We start from the raw sequence: 18,833 nt of genomic DNA, 5'->3' as shown, positions 1-18,833 counted from the left end.
ATTACGTGCAGGTCTCAGTGCACCAGCATACCGGTGAACCAGTACGCCTGCGCCAGGGTGATCAGCCCGACGATGGTGGCAAAGAACAGGCTGTGCTTGAGGGTAAAGCGGAACAGATCGGACTCCTTGCCCACCAGGCCCGTGGCTGCGCAGGCCACGGCGATCGATTGCGGCGAGATCATTTTGCCGGTGACGCCGCCGCTGGTGTTGGCGGCTACCAGCAGGGTGTCGTTGACGCCAATCTGGTGGGCGGTGGTGGCTTGCAGCGAGCTGAATAGGGCGTTGGATGAGGTGTCCGAGCCGGTCAGGAAAACCCCCAGCCAGCCGAGGAATGGCGAGAAGAATGGGAAGGCGGCGCCGGTGCCAGCCAGTACCAGGGCCATTGTCGAGGACATGCCGGAGTAGTTGGTGACGAAGGCGAACGCCAGCACCATGCCGATGGACAGGATCGGCCAGCGCAGTTCGAAGAAGGTCTCTTTTAAAGTGGTAAGACCAGTCTTGATGTCAATTTTCAGCACCAGCATCGAGACCAGCGCGGAGAAGAAGATCGCGGTGCCGGTGGCCGAAATCGGGTCCAGCTTGAAGACGGCGGGGATGGCGATGGGGTTGGTGACGATGGGTGCGACTTTGATCACCAATTGGTCCAGGTGGGGGATCGCGAAGTTGAACACCCAGCTGTACATCGAACCGCCCGCGGCGAACATGGCCTTGAAGGGTTTGAGGGTCCAGATGGTGACCAGCACGGTCAGGATCAGGAACGGCGACCAGGCCTTGAAGATTTGCCCCAGGCTGTAGGGTGAAACCACTGTGCTGCGCGGCAAACCGAAGCCGCCGGCGCTGGAGGTGACCGCTACGCTGGAGGTGGCACCGGCAATCTGCGCGCCTGCGGTGCGCTTGGGTTGCCAGATTTTCAGGAACAGTGTGAGGGCGATCAGGCTGGCGAGTGCCGAGGTGATGTCCGGCAGTTCCGGGCCAATGAAGTTGGAGGTGAAGTACTGGGTGACGGCAAAGCTCAAGCCGGCCACCAAGGCTGCCGGCCAGGTTTCACGCACGCCGCGCAGGCCGTCCATCATGAACACCAGCCAGAAGGGCACAAACAGCGACAGCAGCGGCAGTTGGCGGCCGGTCATGGCGCCGATCTTGAACGCATCGATGCCGGTGACCTGGCCTGCGACGATGATCGGAATGCCCAGTGCGCCGAACGCCACCGGCGCGGTGTTGGCGATCAGGCACAAGCCCGCGGCGTACAGCGGATTGAAGCCCAGGCCCACCAGCAACGCAGCGGTGATTGCCACGGGTGCGCCGAACCCGGCCGCGCCTTCCAGGAAGGCGCCAAAGCAGAAGCCGATCAGCAGCACCTGCAAGCGTTGGTCATCGGTGATCGACAAGACGGAGCTGCGGATGATCTCGAACTGCCCGCTCTTGACCGTCAGCTTGTAGAGGAACACCGCCGCCACGATGATCCAGGCGATGGGCCACAAGCCATAGGCAAAACCGTAACCGGCCGCTGCCAGGGCCATGTCGACCGGCATCTGGAAGGCGAATATGGCGACCAGGATCGACAATGCCAGGGTGATGCTGCCGGCCACATGGCCTTTGAGGCGGAATACGGCCAGGGCCAGGAAGAAGAACACGATTGGAATAACGGCGGCCAGTGCGGACAGGCCGAGGCTGCCGAGAGGGCTGTAGAGCTGTTGCCAGGTTTGCATATGGGGTGGCCCCTGATTGTTGTTGTTTGATCAGCTTGGATAATTGGTAATACCAATTTACAATCGCTGTGGGCTAGATTAAGAGCCTTGGCAGGGGTGTGTCAATTTGCCGCTCGTCAAACTTTGGTCTGAGAGTGGCTGTCGAGTGTTCTGAACGGGTAAATCGAAGGTGTTCTGATAGGTGCTGCGGGCGCGGCGATAGGCCAGAATAGGGGCCCCGGCGAGTGGTCGGGATGGTGGAGAGTGAGTTATGGGGTTTGATCAGGTGCGTCAGCGCCGTTTGTCTGACGATATTGTCGAGCAGCTTGAGGGCATGATCCTTGAGGGCACGTTGAAGTCGGGCGAGCGCTTGCCGGCCGAACGCGCTTTGGCTGAACAATTTGGTGTGTCGCGCCCTTCATTGCGTGAGGCGATCCAGAAATTGGCGGCCAAGGGGTTGCTGGTCAGTCGGCAGGGCGGCGGCAACTATGTGGTGGATTCCCTGGGTTCGACCTTCAGTGATCCGCTGCTGCATCTGCTGGAAAACAATCCCGAGGCGCAGCGCGACCTTCTGGAGTTTCGCCAGACTCTGGAGGCTTCGTGTGCTTATTACGCGGCATTGCGTGCTACCGAGGTCGACCGTGAGCGACTGACGGCGGCGTTCGAAGCGCTGCAGGACTGCTATGCGCGAGCCGACGAGGTGAGCCGAGTGGAGGAGGGCGCTGCGGATGCAAGGTTTCACTTGGCGATCGCCGAGGCCAGTCATAACGCGGTGCTGCTGCACACCATTCGCGGGTTGTTCGACTTGCTCAAGCGCAACGTGGTGACCAATATTGGCGGTATGTATCAGCAGCGCACCGAGACCCGCGACATGCTGATCAGTCAGCACCGGGACTTGTACCTGGCGATTATCGAGGGGCGGGCCGAGCAGGCGCGCGACGTTTCAACACGTCACCTGTTGTACGTGCAGGAAGTGTTGGAGGAAGTGCGGCAGGAGGTTCAGCGGGTAGCGCGGGCGGAGCGACGTAAGGGCATGTAGCCACGGGGGTTGCCCGCGGCTACATCATCACAAGGGTTAGTCTTCCTTGCCCTTGTTGCGCACGGCGCGATGCAGTTCGCGATTGGAGTCGCGCTCGCGTTCGGTGTCGCGCTTGTCGTATTCCTTCTTGCCCTTGCCCAGTGCGATTTCGCACTTGACCAGGTGCTTGCTCCAGTACCACGACAGGCAGACGCACGCGTAGCCTTTTTGCTGCACGGCCGCGGCGAGCTTTTCGAGTTCGCGGGCATTGAGCAACAGCTTGCGCGTGCGCACCGGGTCGGCAATCACGTGGGTGCTCGCGGTGGTCAGCGGGGTGATATGACTGCCGAGCAGCCACGCCTCGCCATCCTTGAGCAGCACATAGCTGTCGACCAGCTGCAGTTTGCTGGCACGCAGACTTTTTACTTCCCAGCCGGCCAGGACCAGACCAGCCTCGAACCGATGTTCGATGAAGTAATCGTGTCGCGCCTTTTTATTTTGCGCGATGGTCCCTGTGGGGTGTTTCTTTTGTTTAGCCATAGGGGCGGCATTATAGGGAGTTGCGAGCGTGTCGGCTACGGTCAACCTGCGTGCTTGAGCGTGTTGGACGAATCCCGGACAATACGGGCAGTTCTTTGGTTTTTTTCTCTCGCGGATCGGGCTGTACTTTCGCGACGTTTGCCTTAAGCAGTGGAAGTAACGCTCACATGACGACGCATATTCAACGTTCGGCCCTGCTGCCCTATCCGGCACAGGCGCTCTATGACCTGGTCAACGACGTGGCGCGTTACCCGGAATTCCTGCCTTGGTGCTCGACTGCCGAGGTTTTGGAGAGCAGTGATGAGCACATGGTCGCCAGTGTTGGTGTGGCCAAGGGTGGCCTCAGCCAGCATTTTGTTACGCGCAATGTGCTGGTGCCGGGCAAATCCATTGAAATGAATTTGCAGGAAGGGCCGTTCACCCAGCTGCACGGCGTGTGGGTGTTCAAGGCGCTGACAGATAAGGCCTGCAAGATCAGCCTGGATCTTTCGTTTGATTACGCCGGCCCCATTGTGCGGGCGACGCTGGGGCCACTGTTCAATCAGGCGGCAAATACCTTGGTGGACGCTTTCTGTCAGCGAGCCAAGCAATTGCATGGTTGATATTGAAGTGGTGTATGCCGATGTGGATCGCCAGGTTCTGCTGGCGGTGGCGATGCCGGTGGGCACAAGCCTGAGGGCGGCAGTGCTGGCGTCGGGCATTGCAGAGCATTTTCCGCAGTTGGCGTTGGCGGACTGCCCGCTGGGTATCTTCGGTAAGGTGGTGGCAGACGCTGATGTGCGTGCCGTGCAGCCGGGGGATCGGATTGAGATCTACCGGCCATTGCTGGCAGACCCCAAGGAAATACGCAGGCTGCGTGCGGCGAAGGCGGCGATGCTCAAGCGAAAAAACACCTGAGCTTGCCAACCGGCAGGCAACAAAAAGCCCGGCATGCCGGGCTTTTTATCGAGCGCCGCAAAATTATTGCGGGCTGGTGTCCAGAGGCTGTGGCGTCGGGACGGGTACAGTTTCGACACCGTCGACGTCTTTCTGGATCTGGTCCAGCAAGGAGCCTGGCTTGGCCGGCACCTCGGATTTCGGCTTTTCGGCTTCCTGCGCAGGCGCGGTCACGTTGGTGCCGCTGTCCTTGCCCAGCAAGGCTTCATCGCGGCTTACGCCGGGCATGAAGTCACCGGACAGGCTCACGAGCTGGTCATTGCCATTGAAGATGACACTGACGCGCTCCTGTTGGCGTTCACCGCCACCAGGCTGCAGGCTGTAGAGATAATCCCAGCGATCGGCATGGAATGTGTCGGTCAGCAGGGGGTTGCCCATGATAAACCGTACTTGCCGTCGGGTCATTCCCGGGCGTAACTGGTCTATCATGTCCTGCGTGACGACATTGCCCTGCTGGATGTCGATTTTGTAAACCCCGGGGAATGAACAACCGGCGAGTGCGAGCAGTCCCACAAAGGTGAAACTGGTTAGCAAGAGCTTGGTGTTTTGCATCGGTGGGCGACTTCCACTATCTTGGCTGGGACAACGTAAACGCCGATCATACCCGTATTAAGAGAAGCTGCGAAGCAGCATCCGCGAGAAAGCTAACCATGGTTGAAAATAGCGAACTACGCAAAGCCGGTCTCAAAGTGACTCTGCCACGAGTCAAGATTCTACAAATGCTCGATTCTGCTGAGCAACGCCACATGAGTGCCGAGGATGTTTACAAGGCGCTGATGGAGTCTAACGAGGACGTCGGCCTGGCCACGGTCTACCGTGTACTGACCCAGTTTGAAGCCGCAGGGCTGGTGGTTCGCCATAATTTCGACGGCGGTCATGCAGTATTCGAACTGGCTGACGGTGGTCACCATGACCACATGGTTGACCTGGATACCAATGAGGTTATCGAGTTCACCAGCCCTGAAATCGAAGCGCTGCAGCATAAGATTGCTGAGGAGCACGGTTTCGATTTGGTCGACCATAATCTGGTGCTGTACATCCGTAAGAAAAAGTAAAAATCGACGCAGTTTTGCTCTGCGAAACGATTGAAGGCGACCCTAGGGTCGCCTTCGTGCTTTCTATAAAGAGGAAAAGTACCCGTTCAAGCCTTCGCGGCCACGACCATTTTTTTCGCGTGAGCCAACGACTCCTTGGTCAGGTCGATACCGCCGAGCATCCGCGCAACTTCTTCTACCCGTTCGGACTTGTTCAGCTTGGAGACGGCCGTGTGCGTCGCGTCGCTGCCGCGCACCTTGTGCACAAATAGATGTTGATGCCCCTGAGCGGCCACTTGCGGCAAGTGAGTCACCGTAAGTACCTGGCCGCGATCCCCCAGGCGGCGCAACAACTGGCCAACAATCTCTGCGGTTGGCCCGCCGATGCCAACGTCTACTTCATCGAATACCAGCGTTGGTACCCGTGAGGTCTGGGCGGTGATCACCTGGATCGCCAGGCTGATCCGCGACAACTCGCCGCCTGAGGCCACTTTGGCCAGGGCCTTGAGTGGCTGACCGGGGTTGGCGCTGACCAGCAGTTCTACCTGCTCCAGCCCATGGGGCTGTAGTTCGTGGCTGGCGTTGGCGCGCAGTTCGATGGTGAAGCGCCCGCCCGGCATACCCAGGCGCTGGATTTCCTGCTCGACGGCGCTGGCCAGGCTGGTGGCTGCCTGTTGGCGCAGGTCGCTCAGCTCCTGGGCCTTCTCCTGATAATGGCGGGCAAACGAAGCGAGTTCCTCGCCGAGTCGCTCGATGGACTCGTCGTTGGCATTCAGTGTGTCGATTTCATCCAGCAGCTTCTGTTGCATGGCAGCCAGTTCAGTGGGCTGGATTCGATGCTTGCGCGCCAGGGTGTAGATAGTGTCCAGGCGTTCTTCTATTTCCTGCAGGCGTGCCGGATCGGCGTCGAAGTGGTCCAGGAAGCGGTTGAGTTCGCCGACGGCTTCTTCAACCTGGATCTGTGCGCTGGTGAGCAGGGTAGTGGCCTCATTCAACGAACCGGAAGCATTGTTCACGCTGGACAGGCGATTGAGGCTGGCTGTCAGTGCGTTGAGCACATTGCCCGAGTCACTCTCGCTGCATTGCTCGACGACCTGGCGGCAGATACCCAGCAAGGTCTCTGCATTGGTCAGGTTCTTGTGTTCCTGCTCAAGCTGCTCCAGTTCGGTCTCGCCCAGGCCCAGGCTTTCAAGCTCTTCGAGTTGATAGCTGAGCAGTTGTTGGCGGGCGCGTTGTTCATCGCCGGAGTTGGAGAGGCGTTCCAGTTCCTGGCGTGTCTGGCGCCAGCGTTGGGCGGCCAGTTGAACCTGGCGGGCAAGGTCGGTGGCGCCGGCGTATTCGTCGAGCAGTCGGCGGTGAGTATCGGTTTTGAGCAGGGACTGGTGTTCATGCTGGCTGTGGATATCGATCAGCAGCTCACCCAGGGCTTTCAAGTCGCCAAGTGGGCACGGCGTGCCGTTGATATAGCCGCGGGAGCGACCTTCGGCAGTGATTACCCGGCGCAAGATGCACGGCCCTTCATTGTTCAGGTCGCGCTCGACCAGCCATGCCTCGGCCTCGGGAATGTCGGCCAGGTCAAAGGTGGCCAGGATATCGGCTTTGTCGGAGCCTGGGCGTACCACGCCACTGTCGGCGCGGTCGCCGAGGGTCAGGCCGAGGGCGTCAAGCATGATCGACTTGCCGGCGCCGGTTTCGCCTGTGATTACGCTCATCCCGCGATCCAGTTCGAGATCCAGATGTTCAACGATTGCGTAGTTATGTACAGACAGGTGCACGAGCATGACGGCCGCTCCCAGGCTTGAGGTCTGGTTATTTATACAGTGTTTTGTTTGTGGCTGACAATCCTGGCGCTTAGCTCGATTTGCTTGATCAATAGTTTTTTTTAGCGTGATGAGGAATGTAGGGGCAGGAAATGATTCGAGTCATGCGAAAGACTTTTGGTAACGCCCGCGCCCTTGAACCTGGAAATTGTGGCCCCATATACCGGAACAGAAGCGCGAGTCGAGATCGCGCATGATTTTGAAAGGAGAAATCTATGGCTGACGAACAGATGCAGGATACGCAAACTCCAGACGCCAATGCGGCTGCCGGTGATGAGCTGGCCACCCGCGTGCAAGTGCTCGAAGAGCAATTGTCCGCTGCGCAGGATCAATCGTTGCGTGTTGCCGCCGATCTGCAGAACGTCCGCCGCCGTGCCGAGCAGGACGTAGAAAAGGCTCACAAATTCGCGCTGGAAAAATTCGCTGGCGATCTGCTGCCGATCATCGACAGTCTTGAACGTGGTCTTGAGTTGTCTGACCCGGCCGACGAAAACATCCGCCCAATGCGTGAAGGCATCGAGCTGACGCTGAAAATGTTCCAGGACACCCTGAAGCGTTATCAGCTGGAAGCGATCGATCCGCAAGGCGGCGAGCCGTTCAACGCCGAGCATCACCAGGCCATGGCCATGCAGGAAAGCCACGACCTGGAGCCTAACAGCGTGATGAAGGTGTTCCAGAAGGGTTACCAGCTCAATGGTCGCTTGATGCGCCCGGCAATGGTGGTGGTGAGCAAGGCTCCTGCACCCGCTGCACCTTCTATTGATGAGCAGGCTTGAAATCCGCCGCAAGGCCCCCATCTATAAGTCAAGCGTTTAAGTGCTACCGCAGTTAGCCACAACTGCTGCGGCAACCAAATTCAAAGTTCGGGAGAGTAAATCATGGGCAAAATTATCGGTATTGACCTGGGGACCACCAACTCCTGCGTCTCCGTGCTGGAAAACGGCGTTGCAAAAGTTATCGAAAACGCCGAAGGCGCACGTACCACTCCGTCGATCATCGCTTACGCCAACGACGGTGAAATCCTCGTCGGTCAATCGGCCAAGCGTCAGGCGGTGACCAACCCGCACAACACCCTGTACGCGGTAAAGCGTCTGATCGGTCGTAAGTTCGACGAAGAAGTCGTACAGAAAGACATCAAGATGGTCCCTTACAAAATCGCCAAGGCTGACAACGGTGACGCCTGGGTTGAAGTAAACGGCCAGAAAATGTCGCCGCCGCAAATCTCGGCTGAAATCTTGAAAAAGATGAAGAAGACTGCCGAAGACTACCTCGGTGAAGCAGTGACTGAAGCGGTGATCACCGTTCCTGCCTACTTCAACGACAGTCAGCGTCAGGCAACCAAAGACGCCGGCCGTATCGCGGGTCTGGACGTGAAACGTATCATCAACGAGCCAACCGCAGCCGCTCTGGCTTACGGCATGGACAAGGCCAAGGGCGACCACACTGTGATCGTCTACGACCTGGGTGGCGGTACTTTTGACGTGTCCGTGATCGAGATCGCAGAAGTTGACGGCGAGCACCAGTTCGAAGTGTTGGCCACCAACGGTGACACCTTCCTGGGTGGTGAAGACTTTGACATCCGTCTGATCGACTACCTGGTAGACGAATTCAAGAAAGAAAGCGGCATGAACCTCAAGGGTGACCCGCTGGCCATGCAGCGCCTGAAAGAAGCCGCTGAAAAAGCCAAGATCGAGCTGTCTTCCGCTCAGTCGACCGACGTCAACCTGCCGTACATCACTGCAGACGCTACCGGTCCTAAGCACTTGAACGTGAAAATCTCGCGCTCCAAGCTCGAAGCTCTGGTTGAAGACCTGGTTCAGCGCACCATCGAGCCGTGCCGTATCGCACTGAAAGACTCCGGTATCGACGTTGGCTCGATCAACGACGTGATCCTGGTCGGCGGTCAGACCCGTATGCCGCTGGTTCAGAAGCTGGTAACCGAGTTCTTCGGCAAAGAAGCACGTAAAGACGTGAACCCGGACGAAGCTGTTGCCATGGGTGCTGCCATCCAGGGTGCGGTATTGGCCGGTGACGTAAAAGACGTATTGCTGCTGGACGTGAGCCCGCTGACCCTGGGTATCGAAACCATGGGTGGCGTGATGACTGCGCTGATCGAGAAAAACACCACGATTCCTACCAAGAAATCCCAGGTGTTCTCGACTGCCGATGACAACCAGGGCGCCGTGACCATTCACGTGCTGCAAGGTGAGCGCAAGCAAGCCGCGCAGAACAAGTCCCTGGGCAAGTTCGACCTGGCTGAGATTCCACCAGCACCACGTGGCGTGCCACAAATCGAAGTGACCTTCGACATCGACGCCAACGGCATCCTGCACGTCGGCGCGAAAGACAAGGCAACCGGCAAAGAGCAGAAGATCACCATCAAGGCCAACTCCGGTCTGTCTGATGAAGAAATTCAACAGATGATTCGTGATGCTGAAGCCAACGCTGATGCGGATGCCAAGTTTGCTGAGCTGGCTGGCGCCCGTAACCAGGGTGATGCGCTGGTTCACTCCACTCGCAAGATGATCGCTGATGCTGGCGACAAAGTGACCGAAGAAGAGAAAACCGCAATCGAAGCGGCCTTGGTTGCCTTGGAAGCCGCCATCAAAGGTGACGACAAGGCTGCCATCGAAGCCAAGATCGAGGAGCTGTCGAAAGTCTCCGCACCGGTCGCTCAGAAAATGTACGCCGAACAAGGCCAGCCGGCTGATGGTGCTGCGCAGCAGGCAGAGCCAGAAGCCAAGCACGACGATGTTGTCGATGCCGAGTTCGAAGAAGTCAAAGAAGACCAGAAGAAGTAACTTGGTCGCCCGGTTGACCGCTCACAAGCGGTGACTGGTAGGATGTCGCCGCGCGGGAGCTTGCTCCCGCGTTGGCGTGTCTGGGGTATGCGAATTTTTACAGCATGCGACAACGCTCGGATGCTGGCGGTGTGATCGGGAATGCTCCTGCTTTCCGAATGGCATTCACCGCGTTTTTGGCCGGGTCCCTGGCTAAAAGCAGTAATGACCAGGATCGTTGAATTGACGTGAGTTGGGTCCGGGCCTGTATTGGGGCTCAACGAGTTTGGCAGGGTTCAGGAGGGCCAGGCCGAACGTCCTTAAGAGTGCAAAGACTTATGGCAAAGCGTGACTATTACGAAGTATTGGGTGTGGAGCGCGGGGCCAGCGAGGCGGACCTGAAGAAGGCCTACCGTCGCCTGGCGATGAAGCACCACCCCGACCGTAATCCGGATAACAAAGAATCCGAAGAGATGTTCAAAGAGGCCAATGAGGCCTACGAATGCCTGTGTGATCCCAATAAGCGTGCGGCCTACGACCAGTACGGTCATGCCGGCGTCGACCCGAGCATGGGTGGCGGCGGCGCCGGTTTCGGCGGTCAGAACTTCTCCGATATTTTCGGCGACGTGTTCAGCGATTTCTTCGGCGGTGGCCGTGGCGGTCAACGTGGCGGCGCGCAGCGTGGCAGTGACTTGCGCTACACGCTGGAGTTGAATCTGGAAGAAGCCGTGCGCGGCACCAGCGTCAATATTCGTGTGCCGACGCTGGTTAACTGCAAGCCGTGCGACGGTTCGGGTGCCAAGAAAGGCTCCTCGCCGATCACATGCCCGACCTGTGGTGGCATTGGTCAGGTGCGCATGCAGCAGGGCTTCTTCTCAGTGCAGCAAACCTGCCCGCGTTGCCATGGCCAGGGCAAGATCATTTCCGACCCGTGCGATTCCTGCCACGGTGAAGGTCGTGTTGAAGAGTACAAGACCCTCTCGGTGAAAGTGCCGGCGGGTGTGGATACCGGTGATCGTATCCGCCTGTCGGGCGAAGGCGAGGCGGGTACCCAGGGCGGTCCGACTGGCGACCTGTACGTGGTGATCAATGTGCGTGAGCACTCGATCTTCCAGCGCGATGGCAAACACCTGTTCTGCGAAGTGCCGATCAGCTTTGTCGATGCGGCCCTGGGCGGTGAGTTGGAGATTCCGACCCTTGATGGTCGAGTCAAACTCAAGATTCCCGAGGGGACACAGACTGGCAAGCAGTTCCGCATCCGTGGCAAAGGCGTTGCGCCAGTGCGCGGTGGCGGTGCGGGCGACCTGATGTGTCGTGTGGCGGTGGAAACCCCGGTCAATCTGGGCCGTCGTCAGCGCGAACTGCTCGAAGAGTTCCGCAGCTCCCTGGAAGGCGATGACTCCCATTCGCCGAAAACCACTGGCTTCTTCGATGGCGTGAAACGCTTCTTCGGCGACCTGTAAGGACGTGAATATGCGACGTATAGCCGTAATGGGCGCTGCCGGGCGCATGGGCAAGACGCTGGTCGAGGCGGTGCAGCAACGCTCGCCGGCCTCCGGGCTGACGGCGGCGATTGTTCGCCCAGGAAGCACGTTGATCGGGGCGGATGCCGGTGAGTTGGCGTCGTTGGGCCGCATCGGTGTGTCGTTGACGGGCAGCCTTGAGCAGGTGGCTGACGAGTTCGACGTGCTCATCGATTTCACCTTGCCTGACGTGATGCTGAAAAACCTGGCCTTCTGCCGCAAGGCAGGCAAGGCCATGGTGATCGGTACGACTGGTTTGAGTGCTGAGCAGAAGCAGTTGCTGGTGGAGGCGGGCAAGGATATTCCGATCGTCTTTGCTGCCAACTTCAGCGTTGGCGTGAACCTGTCGCTGAAATTGTTGGACCTGGCAGCGCGTGTGCTGGGTGATGAAGCCGATATCGAGATTATCGAGACTCATCACCGCCACAAGATCGATGCGCCATCGGGCACTGCGTTGCGCATGGGTGAAGCTATCGCTGATGCGCTGGGCCGCGATCTATCGAAAGTGGCGGTATACGGGCGTGAAGGCCATACCGGTGAGCGCGCGCGCGACACCATCGGCTTTGCAACCGTGCGCGGTGGTGATGTGGTTGGCGATCACACGGTGTTGTTCGCCACCGAAGGCGAGCGCCTGGAGATCACGCACAAGGCTTCAAGCCGCATGACGTTCGCCAAGGGCGCAGTGCGAGCTGCACTCTGGTTGGAAGGCCGCGAGCCGGGCCTGTATGACATGCGTGACGTGCTGGATCTGCACTAATCAGTAGCTTAAATGGGGCCTCGGGATTATCCTGAGGCCCCGTTTTTACCCGCTAAGCGACGTCCTGTCGCATTCTCCTGCCTTTAAGGCTCATTAGCGGTGGACCCAAAAAGCCTTTTTCTGTAAGCTACAGCTTTAGTGTGTCCACTAAAAGCGCGCAGAATAATTCGATGAAGAAGCGGGGTGACGTGTCCATACGTCACTCCGCTTTTTTACAACCTGCGATCGCCCTTTCAGGCTTTATTTACGGGAGGTCTTCTTGACTAAGCCAGCCATACTCGCCCTTGCTGATGGCAGCATTTTTCGCGGCGAAGCCATTGGAGCCGACGGTCAAACCGTTGGAGAGGTGGTGTTCAACACCGCCATGACCGGCTATCAGGAAATCCTTACCGATCCTTCCTACGCCCAACAGATCGTTACCCTGACCTATCCGCACATCGGCAACACCGGCACTACGCCGGAAGATGTCGAGTCTGATCGTGTCTGGTCGGCCGGTCTGGTGATTCGTGACCTGCCACTGGTTGCGAGCAACTGGCGTAACACGATGTCGCTGTCCGATTACCTGAAAGCCAACAATGTTGTGGCGATCGCCGGTATCGATACGCGCCGCCTCACGCGCATCCTGCGTGAAAAAGGCTCGCAGAATGGCTGCATCATGGTCGGTGACAATATTTCCGACGAGGCGGCGATTGCCGCAGCACAAGGCTTCCCTGGCCTGAAAGGCATGGACCTGGCGAAAGTCGTCAGCGTCAAAGAGAAGTACGAGTGGCGTTCCACTGTGTGGGATCTGAAGACCGACAGCCACGCGACTATCGAAGCTGCCGATCTGCCTTACCACGTGGTCGCCTACGACTACGGCGTCAAGTACAACATCCTGCGCATGTTGGTCGAGCGTGGTTGCCGCGTGACCGTGGTGCCTGCGCAAACGCCTGCCAGCGATGTGCTCGCGATGCAACCGGACGGCGTGTTCCTGTCCAACGGCCCGGGTGACCCCGAGCCATGCGACTACGCTATCCAGGCCATCAAGGACGTGCTGGAAACCGACATTCCGGTGTTCGGTATCTGCCTTGGCCACCAGCTGCTGGCTTTGGCCTCCGGCGCCAAGACCCTGAAAATGGGCCACGGCCACCACGGTGCCAACCACCCGGTACAAGACCTGGACACCGGCGTTGTGATGATCACCAGCCAGAACCACGGTTTTGCGGTGGATGAGGCCAGCTTGCCGAGTAATGTGCGCGCCATTCACAAGTCGCTGTTCGACGGTTCCCTGCAGGGCATCGAGCGCACCGACAAGAGCGCGTTCAGCTTCCAGGGCCACCCTGAAGCCAGCCCGGGCCCGAACGACGTAGCGCCGCTGTTCGACCGTTTCATCAATGAGATGGCCAAGCGACGCTGACTGAGTGCTCTGCGGGCGGCCCCGAACCTCGGTGGCCCCCGCAGGCTCTTCAAGGATTGTTCTAGACGGCTTGCCGACTGACCTGCGGATTTGAGTGACAAACCCATGCCAAAACGTACAGACATAAAAAGCATCCTGATTCTCGGCGCTGGCCCGATCGTGATCGGCCAGGCCTGCGAATTCGACTACTCCGGCGCCCAGGCCTGTAAAGCCCTGCGTGAGGAGGGCTACCGCGTCATCCTGGTGAACTCCAACCCGGCCACCATCATGACCGACCCGGCCATGGCCGACGCGACATACATCGAACCGATCAAATGGCAGACCGTTGCCAAGATCATCGAGAAAGAGCGTCCGGACGCGCTGCTGCCAACCATGGGCGGCCAGACTGCATTGAACTGCGCCCTGGACCTGGAGCGCGAAGGCGTCCTGGAAAAGTTCGGCGTAGAGATGATCGGCGCCAATGCCGACACCATCGACAAAGCTGAAGACCGTTCGCGTTTCGACAAGGCCATGAAGTCCATCGGCCTGGCGTGCCCGCGTTCCGGTATCGCCCACAGCATGGAAGAAGCCAATGCGGTCCTTGAGACCCTGGGCTTCCCTTGCATTATCCGTCCGTCCTTCACCATGGGCGGCACCGGTGGCGGCATTGCCTACAACCGTGAAGAGTTCGAAGAGATCTGCGCGCGTGGCCTGGACCTGTCGCCGACCAAAGAGCTGCTGATCGACGAATCGCTGATCGGCTGGAAAGAATACGAGATGGAGGTTGTCCGCGATAAGAAGGATAACTGCATCATCGTCTGCTCCATCGAAAACTTCGATCCGATGGGCGTGCACACCGGTGACTCGATCACCGTAGCTCCGGCGCAGACCCTGACCGACAAGGAATACCAGATCCTGCGTAACGCCTCCCTGGCGGTATTGCGCGAGATCGGCGTTGAAACCGGCGGTTCCAACGTTCAGTTCGGCATCTGCCCGGACACCGGCCGCATGGTCGTGATCGAGATGAACCCACGTGTATCGCGTTCTTCTGCGCTGGCCTCGAAAGCTACCGGCTTCCCGATTGCGCGGATCGCTGCCAAGCTGGCTATCGGCTACACCTTGGACGAACTGCAAAACGAAATCACCGGCGGCGCTATGCCGGCGTCTTTCGAGCCGTCTATCGACTACGTTGTGACCAAGCTGCCACGCTTTGCCTTCGAGAAGTTCGCCAAGGCTGATGCGCGCCTGACCACCCAGATGAAGTCGGTCGGCGAAGTCATGGCGATCGGCCGCACGTTCCAGGAATCCCTGCAGAAAGCCCTGCGCGGCCTGGAAGTCGGTGTTTGCGGCCTGGACGAGAAGCTCGACCTGAGCAATCCGGAAAGCATGAGCATCCTCAAGCGCGAGCTGACCGTGCCGGGCGCCGAGCGTATCTGGTACGTGGCCGACGCCTTCCGTGCCGGCCTGAGCGTCGAAGATATCTTCGGCATGAACATGATCGATCCGTGGTTCCTGGTGCAGATCGAAGATCTGATCAAGGAAGAAGAGAAGGTCAAGACTCTGGGCCTGTCGTCTATCGACCGCGACCTGATGTTCCGTCTCAAGCGCAAAGGCTTCTCCGACCAGCGTCTGGCCAAGCTGCTGGGTGTGACCGAGAAGAACCTGCGTACTCATCGCCACAAGCTGGATATCTTTCCGGTCTACAAGCGCGTTGACACCTGCGCCGCAGAGTTCGCCACCGACACTGCCTACATGTACTCCACCTATGAGGAAGAGTGCGAAGCCGCGCCGTCGGATCGCGACAAGATCATCATTCTGGGCGGCGGTCCGAACCGTATCGGCCAGGGTATCGAGTTCGACTACTGCTGTGTACACGCCGCCCTCGCCCTGCGCGAAGACGGGTACGAGACCATCATGGTCAACTGCAACCCGGAAACCGTTTCCACCGACTACGACACTTCCGACCGTCTGTACTTCGAGCCGGTAACGCTGGAAGACGTATTGGAAATCTGCCGCGTCGAGAAGCCTAAGGGCGTGATCGTCCAATACGGCGGCCAGACCCCGCTGAAACTGGCGCGTGCCCTGGAAGCTGCCGGCGTGCCGATCATCGGTACCAGCCCGGACGCTATCGACCGTGCCGAAGACCGTGAGCGCTTCCAGCAGATGGTTGAGCGCCTGAACCTGCGTCAGCCGCCAAACGCTACCGTGCGCAGCGAAGACGAAGCCATCCGTGCAGCCAGCAAGATCGGCTACCCGCTGGTGGTGCGCCCGTCCTACGTACTGGGCGGTCGCGCGATGGAAATCGTCTACGAAGAAGACGAACTCAAGCGCTACCTGCGTGATGCGGTGAAAGTGTCCAACGACAGCCCGGTGCTGCTGGACCACTTCCTCAACTGCGCCATCGAAATGGACGTGGATGCGGTATGCGACGGTACTGACGTAGTGATCGGCGCGATCATGCAGCACATCGAGCAGGCCGGCGTTCACTCCGGTGACTCCGCGTGCTCGCTGCCGCCGTACTCGCTGCCGGCGCACATCCAGGACGAGATGCGCGAACAGGTCAAGAAAATGGCCCTGGAGCTGGGTGTGGTCGGCCTGATGAACGTTCAGTTGGCGCTGCAAGGCGAAGACATCTACGTCATTGAAGTCAACCCGCGTGCCTCGCGTACCGTGCCTTTTGTATCCAAGTGCATCGGTGTGTCCCTGGCCATGATCGCTGCCCGTGTGATGGCCGGTAAGACCTTGAAGGAAATCGGCTTTACCAAGGAAATCATTCCAAACTTCTACAGCGTGAAAGAGGCGGTGTTCCCATTCGCCAAATTCCCTGGTGTGGACCCGATCCTGGGCCCAGAGATGAAGTCCACCGGTGAAGTGATGGGCGTGGGCGATACCTTCGGTGAAGCGTTCGCCAAGGCCCAGATGGGTGCCAGCGAAGTGCTGCCAACCGGTGGTACTGCGTTTATCAGCGTGCGTGATGACGACAAGCCACTGGTTGCGGGCGTGGCCCGTGATCTGATCAACTTGGGCTTTGAAGTTGTCGCGACTGCCGGGACCGCCAAGCTGATCGAGGCTGCGGGCCTGAAAGTACGTCGCGTGAACAAGGTGACGGAAGGCCGTCCGCATGTGGTCGACATGATCAAGAATGACGAAGTCACGCTGATCATCAACACCACCGAAGGTCGTCAGTCGATCGCGGATTCCTACTCCATTCGTCGTAATGCCTTGCAGCACAAGATCTACTGCACCACCACCATTGCTGCTGGCGAAGCCATCTGCGAAGCGCTCAAGTTCGGTCCGGAAAAGACCGTGCGTCGCTTGCAGGATCTACACGCAGGATTGAAGGCATGATCAAATACCCAATGACCGTCCAGGGCGCCAAGGCCCTGGAAGAGGAACACGCCCATCTGACCAAGGTTGTACGTCCGAAGCTGAGCCAGGACATCGGTACGGCCCGCGAGCTGGGTGACTTGAAGGAAAACGCCGAATACCACGCTGCTCGCGAGCAGCAGGGTATGGTCGAGGCGCGGATTCGTGATATCGAAGGCCGTATGCAGAATGCGGTGATCATCGACGTCACGACCATCCCGCATACCGGCAAGGTGATTTTCGGCACGACCGTGGAAATCGCCAACGTCGAGACTGACGAAAGCGTGACTTACCAGATCGTGGGTGAGGACGAGGCTGATTTCAAGCAAGGCAAGATCTCCGTCGGCTCGCCGATCGCTCGCGCCTTGATTGCCAAGGAAGAGGGCGACGTCGTTGCCGTGAAAACGCCGAGCGGCGTCATTGAGTACGAGATTGTCGAAGTCCGCCACATCTGAAAGACGGCGCCCGCTACGTGCGGGCGCCATGCTTTGGCAGCTCTCTCAGATGCTTTGGGTGGGCGGTCTGTGGCTGTTGCATATGGGTGTATTGCCGGTGCTGGGCCTTATTGGTCTGGCACCGTTACTGATCGATGAGATCGACAAATTGCTGAGCGCGCTGCTGGTGGGTTTTGCGGCGGCGTGTGTGTTGCTCCAGGCGTTAGTGCTGGTCAAGGCTGAGGGCTTTGAGAGTTTGTGGCGGGACATTCGCGGGCAACTGCTGTTGATGTCGCTGTATGCGTGCGCGATGTTTTGCGTGGTGTATATTTGGCTGCCGCAAGCGTTGCGCTGGCAGTTATTCAGCTATCTTGTGCTAGGGTTTTCCGGTTTGGTGCTGGTCATGCAGCCGGCGCCGGGGTGGAGTGGCAGGGCGCGCGAAGCACGCCCGTGACCCTTTTCATCATTTGAAACGATGAACGTTCGACAGTTGCTTGTTGACGCTGAAGTTCTTGCGATACAGCAGCGCCATCTTGCCGATGACCTGAACCAGGTCCGCTTTGCCCACCTTGCACAGTTCTGCAACGGCGGCCAAACGCGCTTCGCGATCAAGGATATTGACCTTGATCTTGATCAGTTCGTGATCGTTCAGTGCGCGTTCAAATTCGGCTAAAACACCTTCAGTCAACCCGTTGTCTGCCACAATCAGAACTGGTTTCAGATGGTGGCCAATGGATTTGTACTGTTTCTTCTGCTCTTGAGTGAGCGGCATAATCTGACCCCTGCGTCTGATCTTGTAAAAAGCGGCGGCCAGTTTACCCGAGCGAGTCCGGGACCGCCCAGTTAATCACGACCCGTTTTATTTTTCGAGGTGGCCCGTGGCCCGTTCCAAAACCAGCCTTAAGTGGCTACAAGAACATTTCAATGATCCTTACGTCAAAAAGGCGCAAAAGGACGGCTACCGTTCCCGGGCCAGCTACAAGCTGCTGGAGATCCAGGACAAGGATAAACTGATCCGTCCGGGCATGAGCGTTATCGATCTCGGCGCGGCCCCCGGTGGCTGGTCCCAGGTGACCAGTCGTCTGATTGGTGGGCAAGGCCGATTGATCGCTTCCGACATCCTCGAGATGGACAGCATCCCGGACGTGACCTTTGTTCACGGCGACTTTACCGAAGACAAGGTATTGGCCGAGATCCTGGAGGCTGTGGGAAATTCGCAGGTAGACCTTGTGATTTCCGACATGGCCCCCAATATGAGTGGATTACCGGCTGTTGATATGCCGCGTGCCATGTTCCTGTGTGAACTGGCGCTGGATTTGGCGGGTCGGGTGTTGCGTCCGGGTGGCGATTTCCTGGTGAAGGTCTTCCAGGGCGAAGGTTTCGACGAGTACCACAAGAACATTCGCAAGTTGTTCGACAAGGTGCAGACCCGTAAACCGGACTCTTCCCGTGACCGGTCCAGGGAGCAGTATCTGCTGTGCCGTGGCTACCGCGGTGTGGAAGGCGCAGCGAGCGAAGAGCGTTTTTGAGAAATTCGAGGAGGGCGATAGGTTTTTTTATAT

General features: G+C 58.6%; 18 protein-coding genes. 13 read left to right on the top strand and 5 right to left on the bottom strand.

Annotated elements, in window-relative coordinates:
- Nucleotides 1-14: 14 nt before the first annotated feature.
- Nucleotides 15-1,709, bottom strand: a complete 1,695-nt coding sequence (locus tag IH404_RS24210) for a lactate permease LctP family transporter (protein WP_194439231.1) — start codon at nucleotides 1,707-1,709, stop codon at nucleotides 15-17.
- Nucleotides 1,710-1,959: 250 nt separating this feature from the next.
- Here IH404_RS24210 and IH404_RS24205 point away from each other — a divergent pair, with 250 nt between their 5' ends.
- Nucleotides 1,960-2,727: a GntR family transcriptional regulator gene (locus tag IH404_RS24205; protein WP_005791515.1), complete on the top strand. Its 768-nt coding sequence runs from the start codon at nucleotides 1,960-1,962 to the stop codon at nucleotides 2,725-2,727.
- Between the two features lie 36 nt (nucleotides 2,728-2,763).
- On the opposite strand, the gene smpB is transcribed toward IH404_RS24205, so the two are convergent.
- The gene (gene smpB, locus IH404_RS24200) at nucleotides 2,764-3,246 is read right to left on the bottom strand and encodes an SsrA-binding protein SmpB (protein ID WP_005791513.1); all 483 of its coding nucleotides are present in this window, start codon (nucleotides 3,244-3,246) and stop codon (nucleotides 2,764-2,766) included.
- A 167-nt stretch (nucleotides 3,247-3,413) separates the two neighbouring features.
- Here smpB and IH404_RS24195 point away from each other — a divergent pair, with 167 nt between their 5' ends.
- Together IH404_RS24195 and IH404_RS24190 are read left to right on the top strand one after the other, a co-directional pair.
- Entirely contained in the window at nucleotides 3,414-3,848 is a 435-nt protein-coding gene (locus IH404_RS24195; protein WP_005791512.1) for a type II toxin-antitoxin system RatA family toxin, read from the top strand.
- Complete coding sequence (locus IH404_RS24190; RefSeq protein WP_005791511.1) at nucleotides 3,841-4,143, top strand: RnfH family protein; 303 nt, start codon at nucleotides 3,841-3,843, stop codon at nucleotides 4,141-4,143. The genes IH404_RS24195 and IH404_RS24190 overlap by 8 nt, the downstream gene beginning before the upstream one ends.
- Before the next feature lie 63 nt (nucleotides 4,144-4,206).
- Here IH404_RS24190 and IH404_RS24185 read toward each other — a convergent pair whose 3' ends face one another.
- Nucleotides 4,207-4,734, bottom strand: a complete 528-nt coding sequence (locus IH404_RS24185) for an outer membrane protein assembly factor BamE (RefSeq protein ID WP_005791510.1) — start codon at nucleotides 4,732-4,734, stop codon at nucleotides 4,207-4,209.
- 98 nt (nucleotides 4,735-4,832) lie between these two features.
- Here IH404_RS24185 and fur point away from each other — a divergent pair, with 98 nt between their 5' ends.
- Nucleotides 4,833-5,237 (top strand): ferric iron uptake transcriptional regulator, encoded by a 405-nt coding sequence (gene fur, locus IH404_RS24180; RefSeq protein WP_003194220.1) that lies wholly within the window; start codon nucleotides 4,833-4,835, stop codon nucleotides 5,235-5,237.
- An 86-nt stretch (nucleotides 5,238-5,323) separates the two neighbouring features.
- Here the strand turns inward: fur and recN are convergent, their stop codons facing one another.
- Nucleotides 5,324-6,997: a DNA repair protein RecN gene (gene recN / locus IH404_RS24175; protein ID WP_194439229.1), complete on the bottom strand. Its 1,674-nt coding sequence runs from the start codon at nucleotides 6,995-6,997 to the stop codon at nucleotides 5,324-5,326.
- 254 nt (nucleotides 6,998-7,251) lie between these two features.
- On the opposite strand from recN, the gene grpE reads away from it, so the two are divergent.
- The 8 genes from grpE (at nucleotide 7,252) to IH404_RS24135 (ending at nucleotide 17,725) form a co-directional block, all read left to right on the top strand.
- Nucleotides 7,252-7,812: a nucleotide exchange factor GrpE gene (gene grpE, locus IH404_RS24170; protein WP_194439227.1), complete on the top strand. Its 561-nt coding sequence runs from the start codon at nucleotides 7,252-7,254 to the stop codon at nucleotides 7,810-7,812.
- A gap of 102 nt (nucleotides 7,813-7,914) precedes the next feature.
- The gene (dnaK, locus tag IH404_RS24165) at nucleotides 7,915-9,837 is read left to right on the top strand and encodes a molecular chaperone DnaK (RefSeq protein ID WP_005791503.1); all 1,923 of its coding nucleotides are present in this window, start codon (nucleotides 7,915-7,917) and stop codon (nucleotides 9,835-9,837) included.
- Between the two features lie 317 nt (nucleotides 9,838-10,154).
- On the top strand, nucleotides 10,155-11,279 hold the full coding sequence (dnaJ, locus tag IH404_RS24160; protein WP_005791501.1) for a molecular chaperone DnaJ: 1,125 nt from the start codon (nucleotides 10,155-10,157) through the stop codon (nucleotides 11,277-11,279).
- Between the two features lie 10 nt (nucleotides 11,280-11,289).
- Entirely contained in the window at nucleotides 11,290-12,096 is an 807-nt protein-coding gene (gene dapB, locus IH404_RS24155) for a 4-hydroxy-tetrahydrodipicolinate reductase (RefSeq protein WP_005791500.1), read from the top strand.
- 259 nt (nucleotides 12,097-12,355) lie between these two features.
- Entirely contained in the window at nucleotides 12,356-13,492 is a 1,137-nt protein-coding gene (gene carA / locus IH404_RS24150; RefSeq protein WP_005791498.1) for a glutamine-hydrolyzing carbamoyl-phosphate synthase small subunit, read from the top strand.
- Between the two features lie 105 nt (nucleotides 13,493-13,597).
- A complete protein-coding gene (gene carB / locus IH404_RS24145; protein ID WP_005791497.1) occupies nucleotides 13,598-16,819 on the top strand; it encodes a carbamoyl-phosphate synthase large subunit in 3,222 nt (1,073 codons plus the stop codon).
- Nucleotides 16,816-17,292, top strand: coding sequence for a transcription elongation factor GreA (gene greA, locus IH404_RS24140; protein ID WP_005791494.1), 477 nt, complete (start codon nucleotides 16,816-16,818; stop codon nucleotides 17,290-17,292). Before carB ends, greA begins: the two co-directional genes overlap by 4 nt.
- 28 nt (nucleotides 17,293-17,320) lie before the next feature.
- Nucleotides 17,321-17,725 (top strand): hypothetical protein, encoded by a 405-nt coding sequence (locus IH404_RS24135; RefSeq protein WP_005791492.1) that lies wholly within the window; start codon nucleotides 17,321-17,323, stop codon nucleotides 17,723-17,725.
- A 9-nt stretch (nucleotides 17,726-17,734) separates the two neighbouring features.
- Here the strand turns inward: IH404_RS24135 and IH404_RS24130 are convergent, their stop codons facing one another.
- Nucleotides 17,735-18,043 carry a YhbY family RNA-binding protein gene (locus tag IH404_RS24130; protein WP_003176146.1) on the bottom strand — a complete coding sequence of 103 codons (309 nt, stop codon included), beginning with the start codon at nucleotides 18,041-18,043 and terminating at the stop codon, nucleotides 17,735-17,737.
- Between the two features lie 106 nt (nucleotides 18,044-18,149).
- On the opposite strand from IH404_RS24130, the gene rlmE reads away from it, so the two are divergent.
- Nucleotides 18,150-18,800, top strand: coding sequence for a 23S rRNA (uridine(2552)-2'-O)-methyltransferase RlmE (gene rlmE, locus IH404_RS24125; RefSeq protein ID WP_003194199.1), 651 nt, complete (start codon nucleotides 18,150-18,152; stop codon nucleotides 18,798-18,800).
- Nucleotides 18,801-18,833: the final 33 nt, after the last annotated feature.

This window comes from Pseudomonas sp. OST1909 (assembly GCF_015277575.1).
In the GTDB taxonomy this organism is placed as follows: Bacteria; Pseudomonadota; Gammaproteobacteria; order Pseudomonadales; family Pseudomonadaceae; genus Aquipseudomonas; species Aquipseudomonas synxantha_A.
The sequence above is the reverse complement of the archived record's forward strand: the minus strand, read 5'-3'. Positions and strand labels throughout refer to the sequence as shown.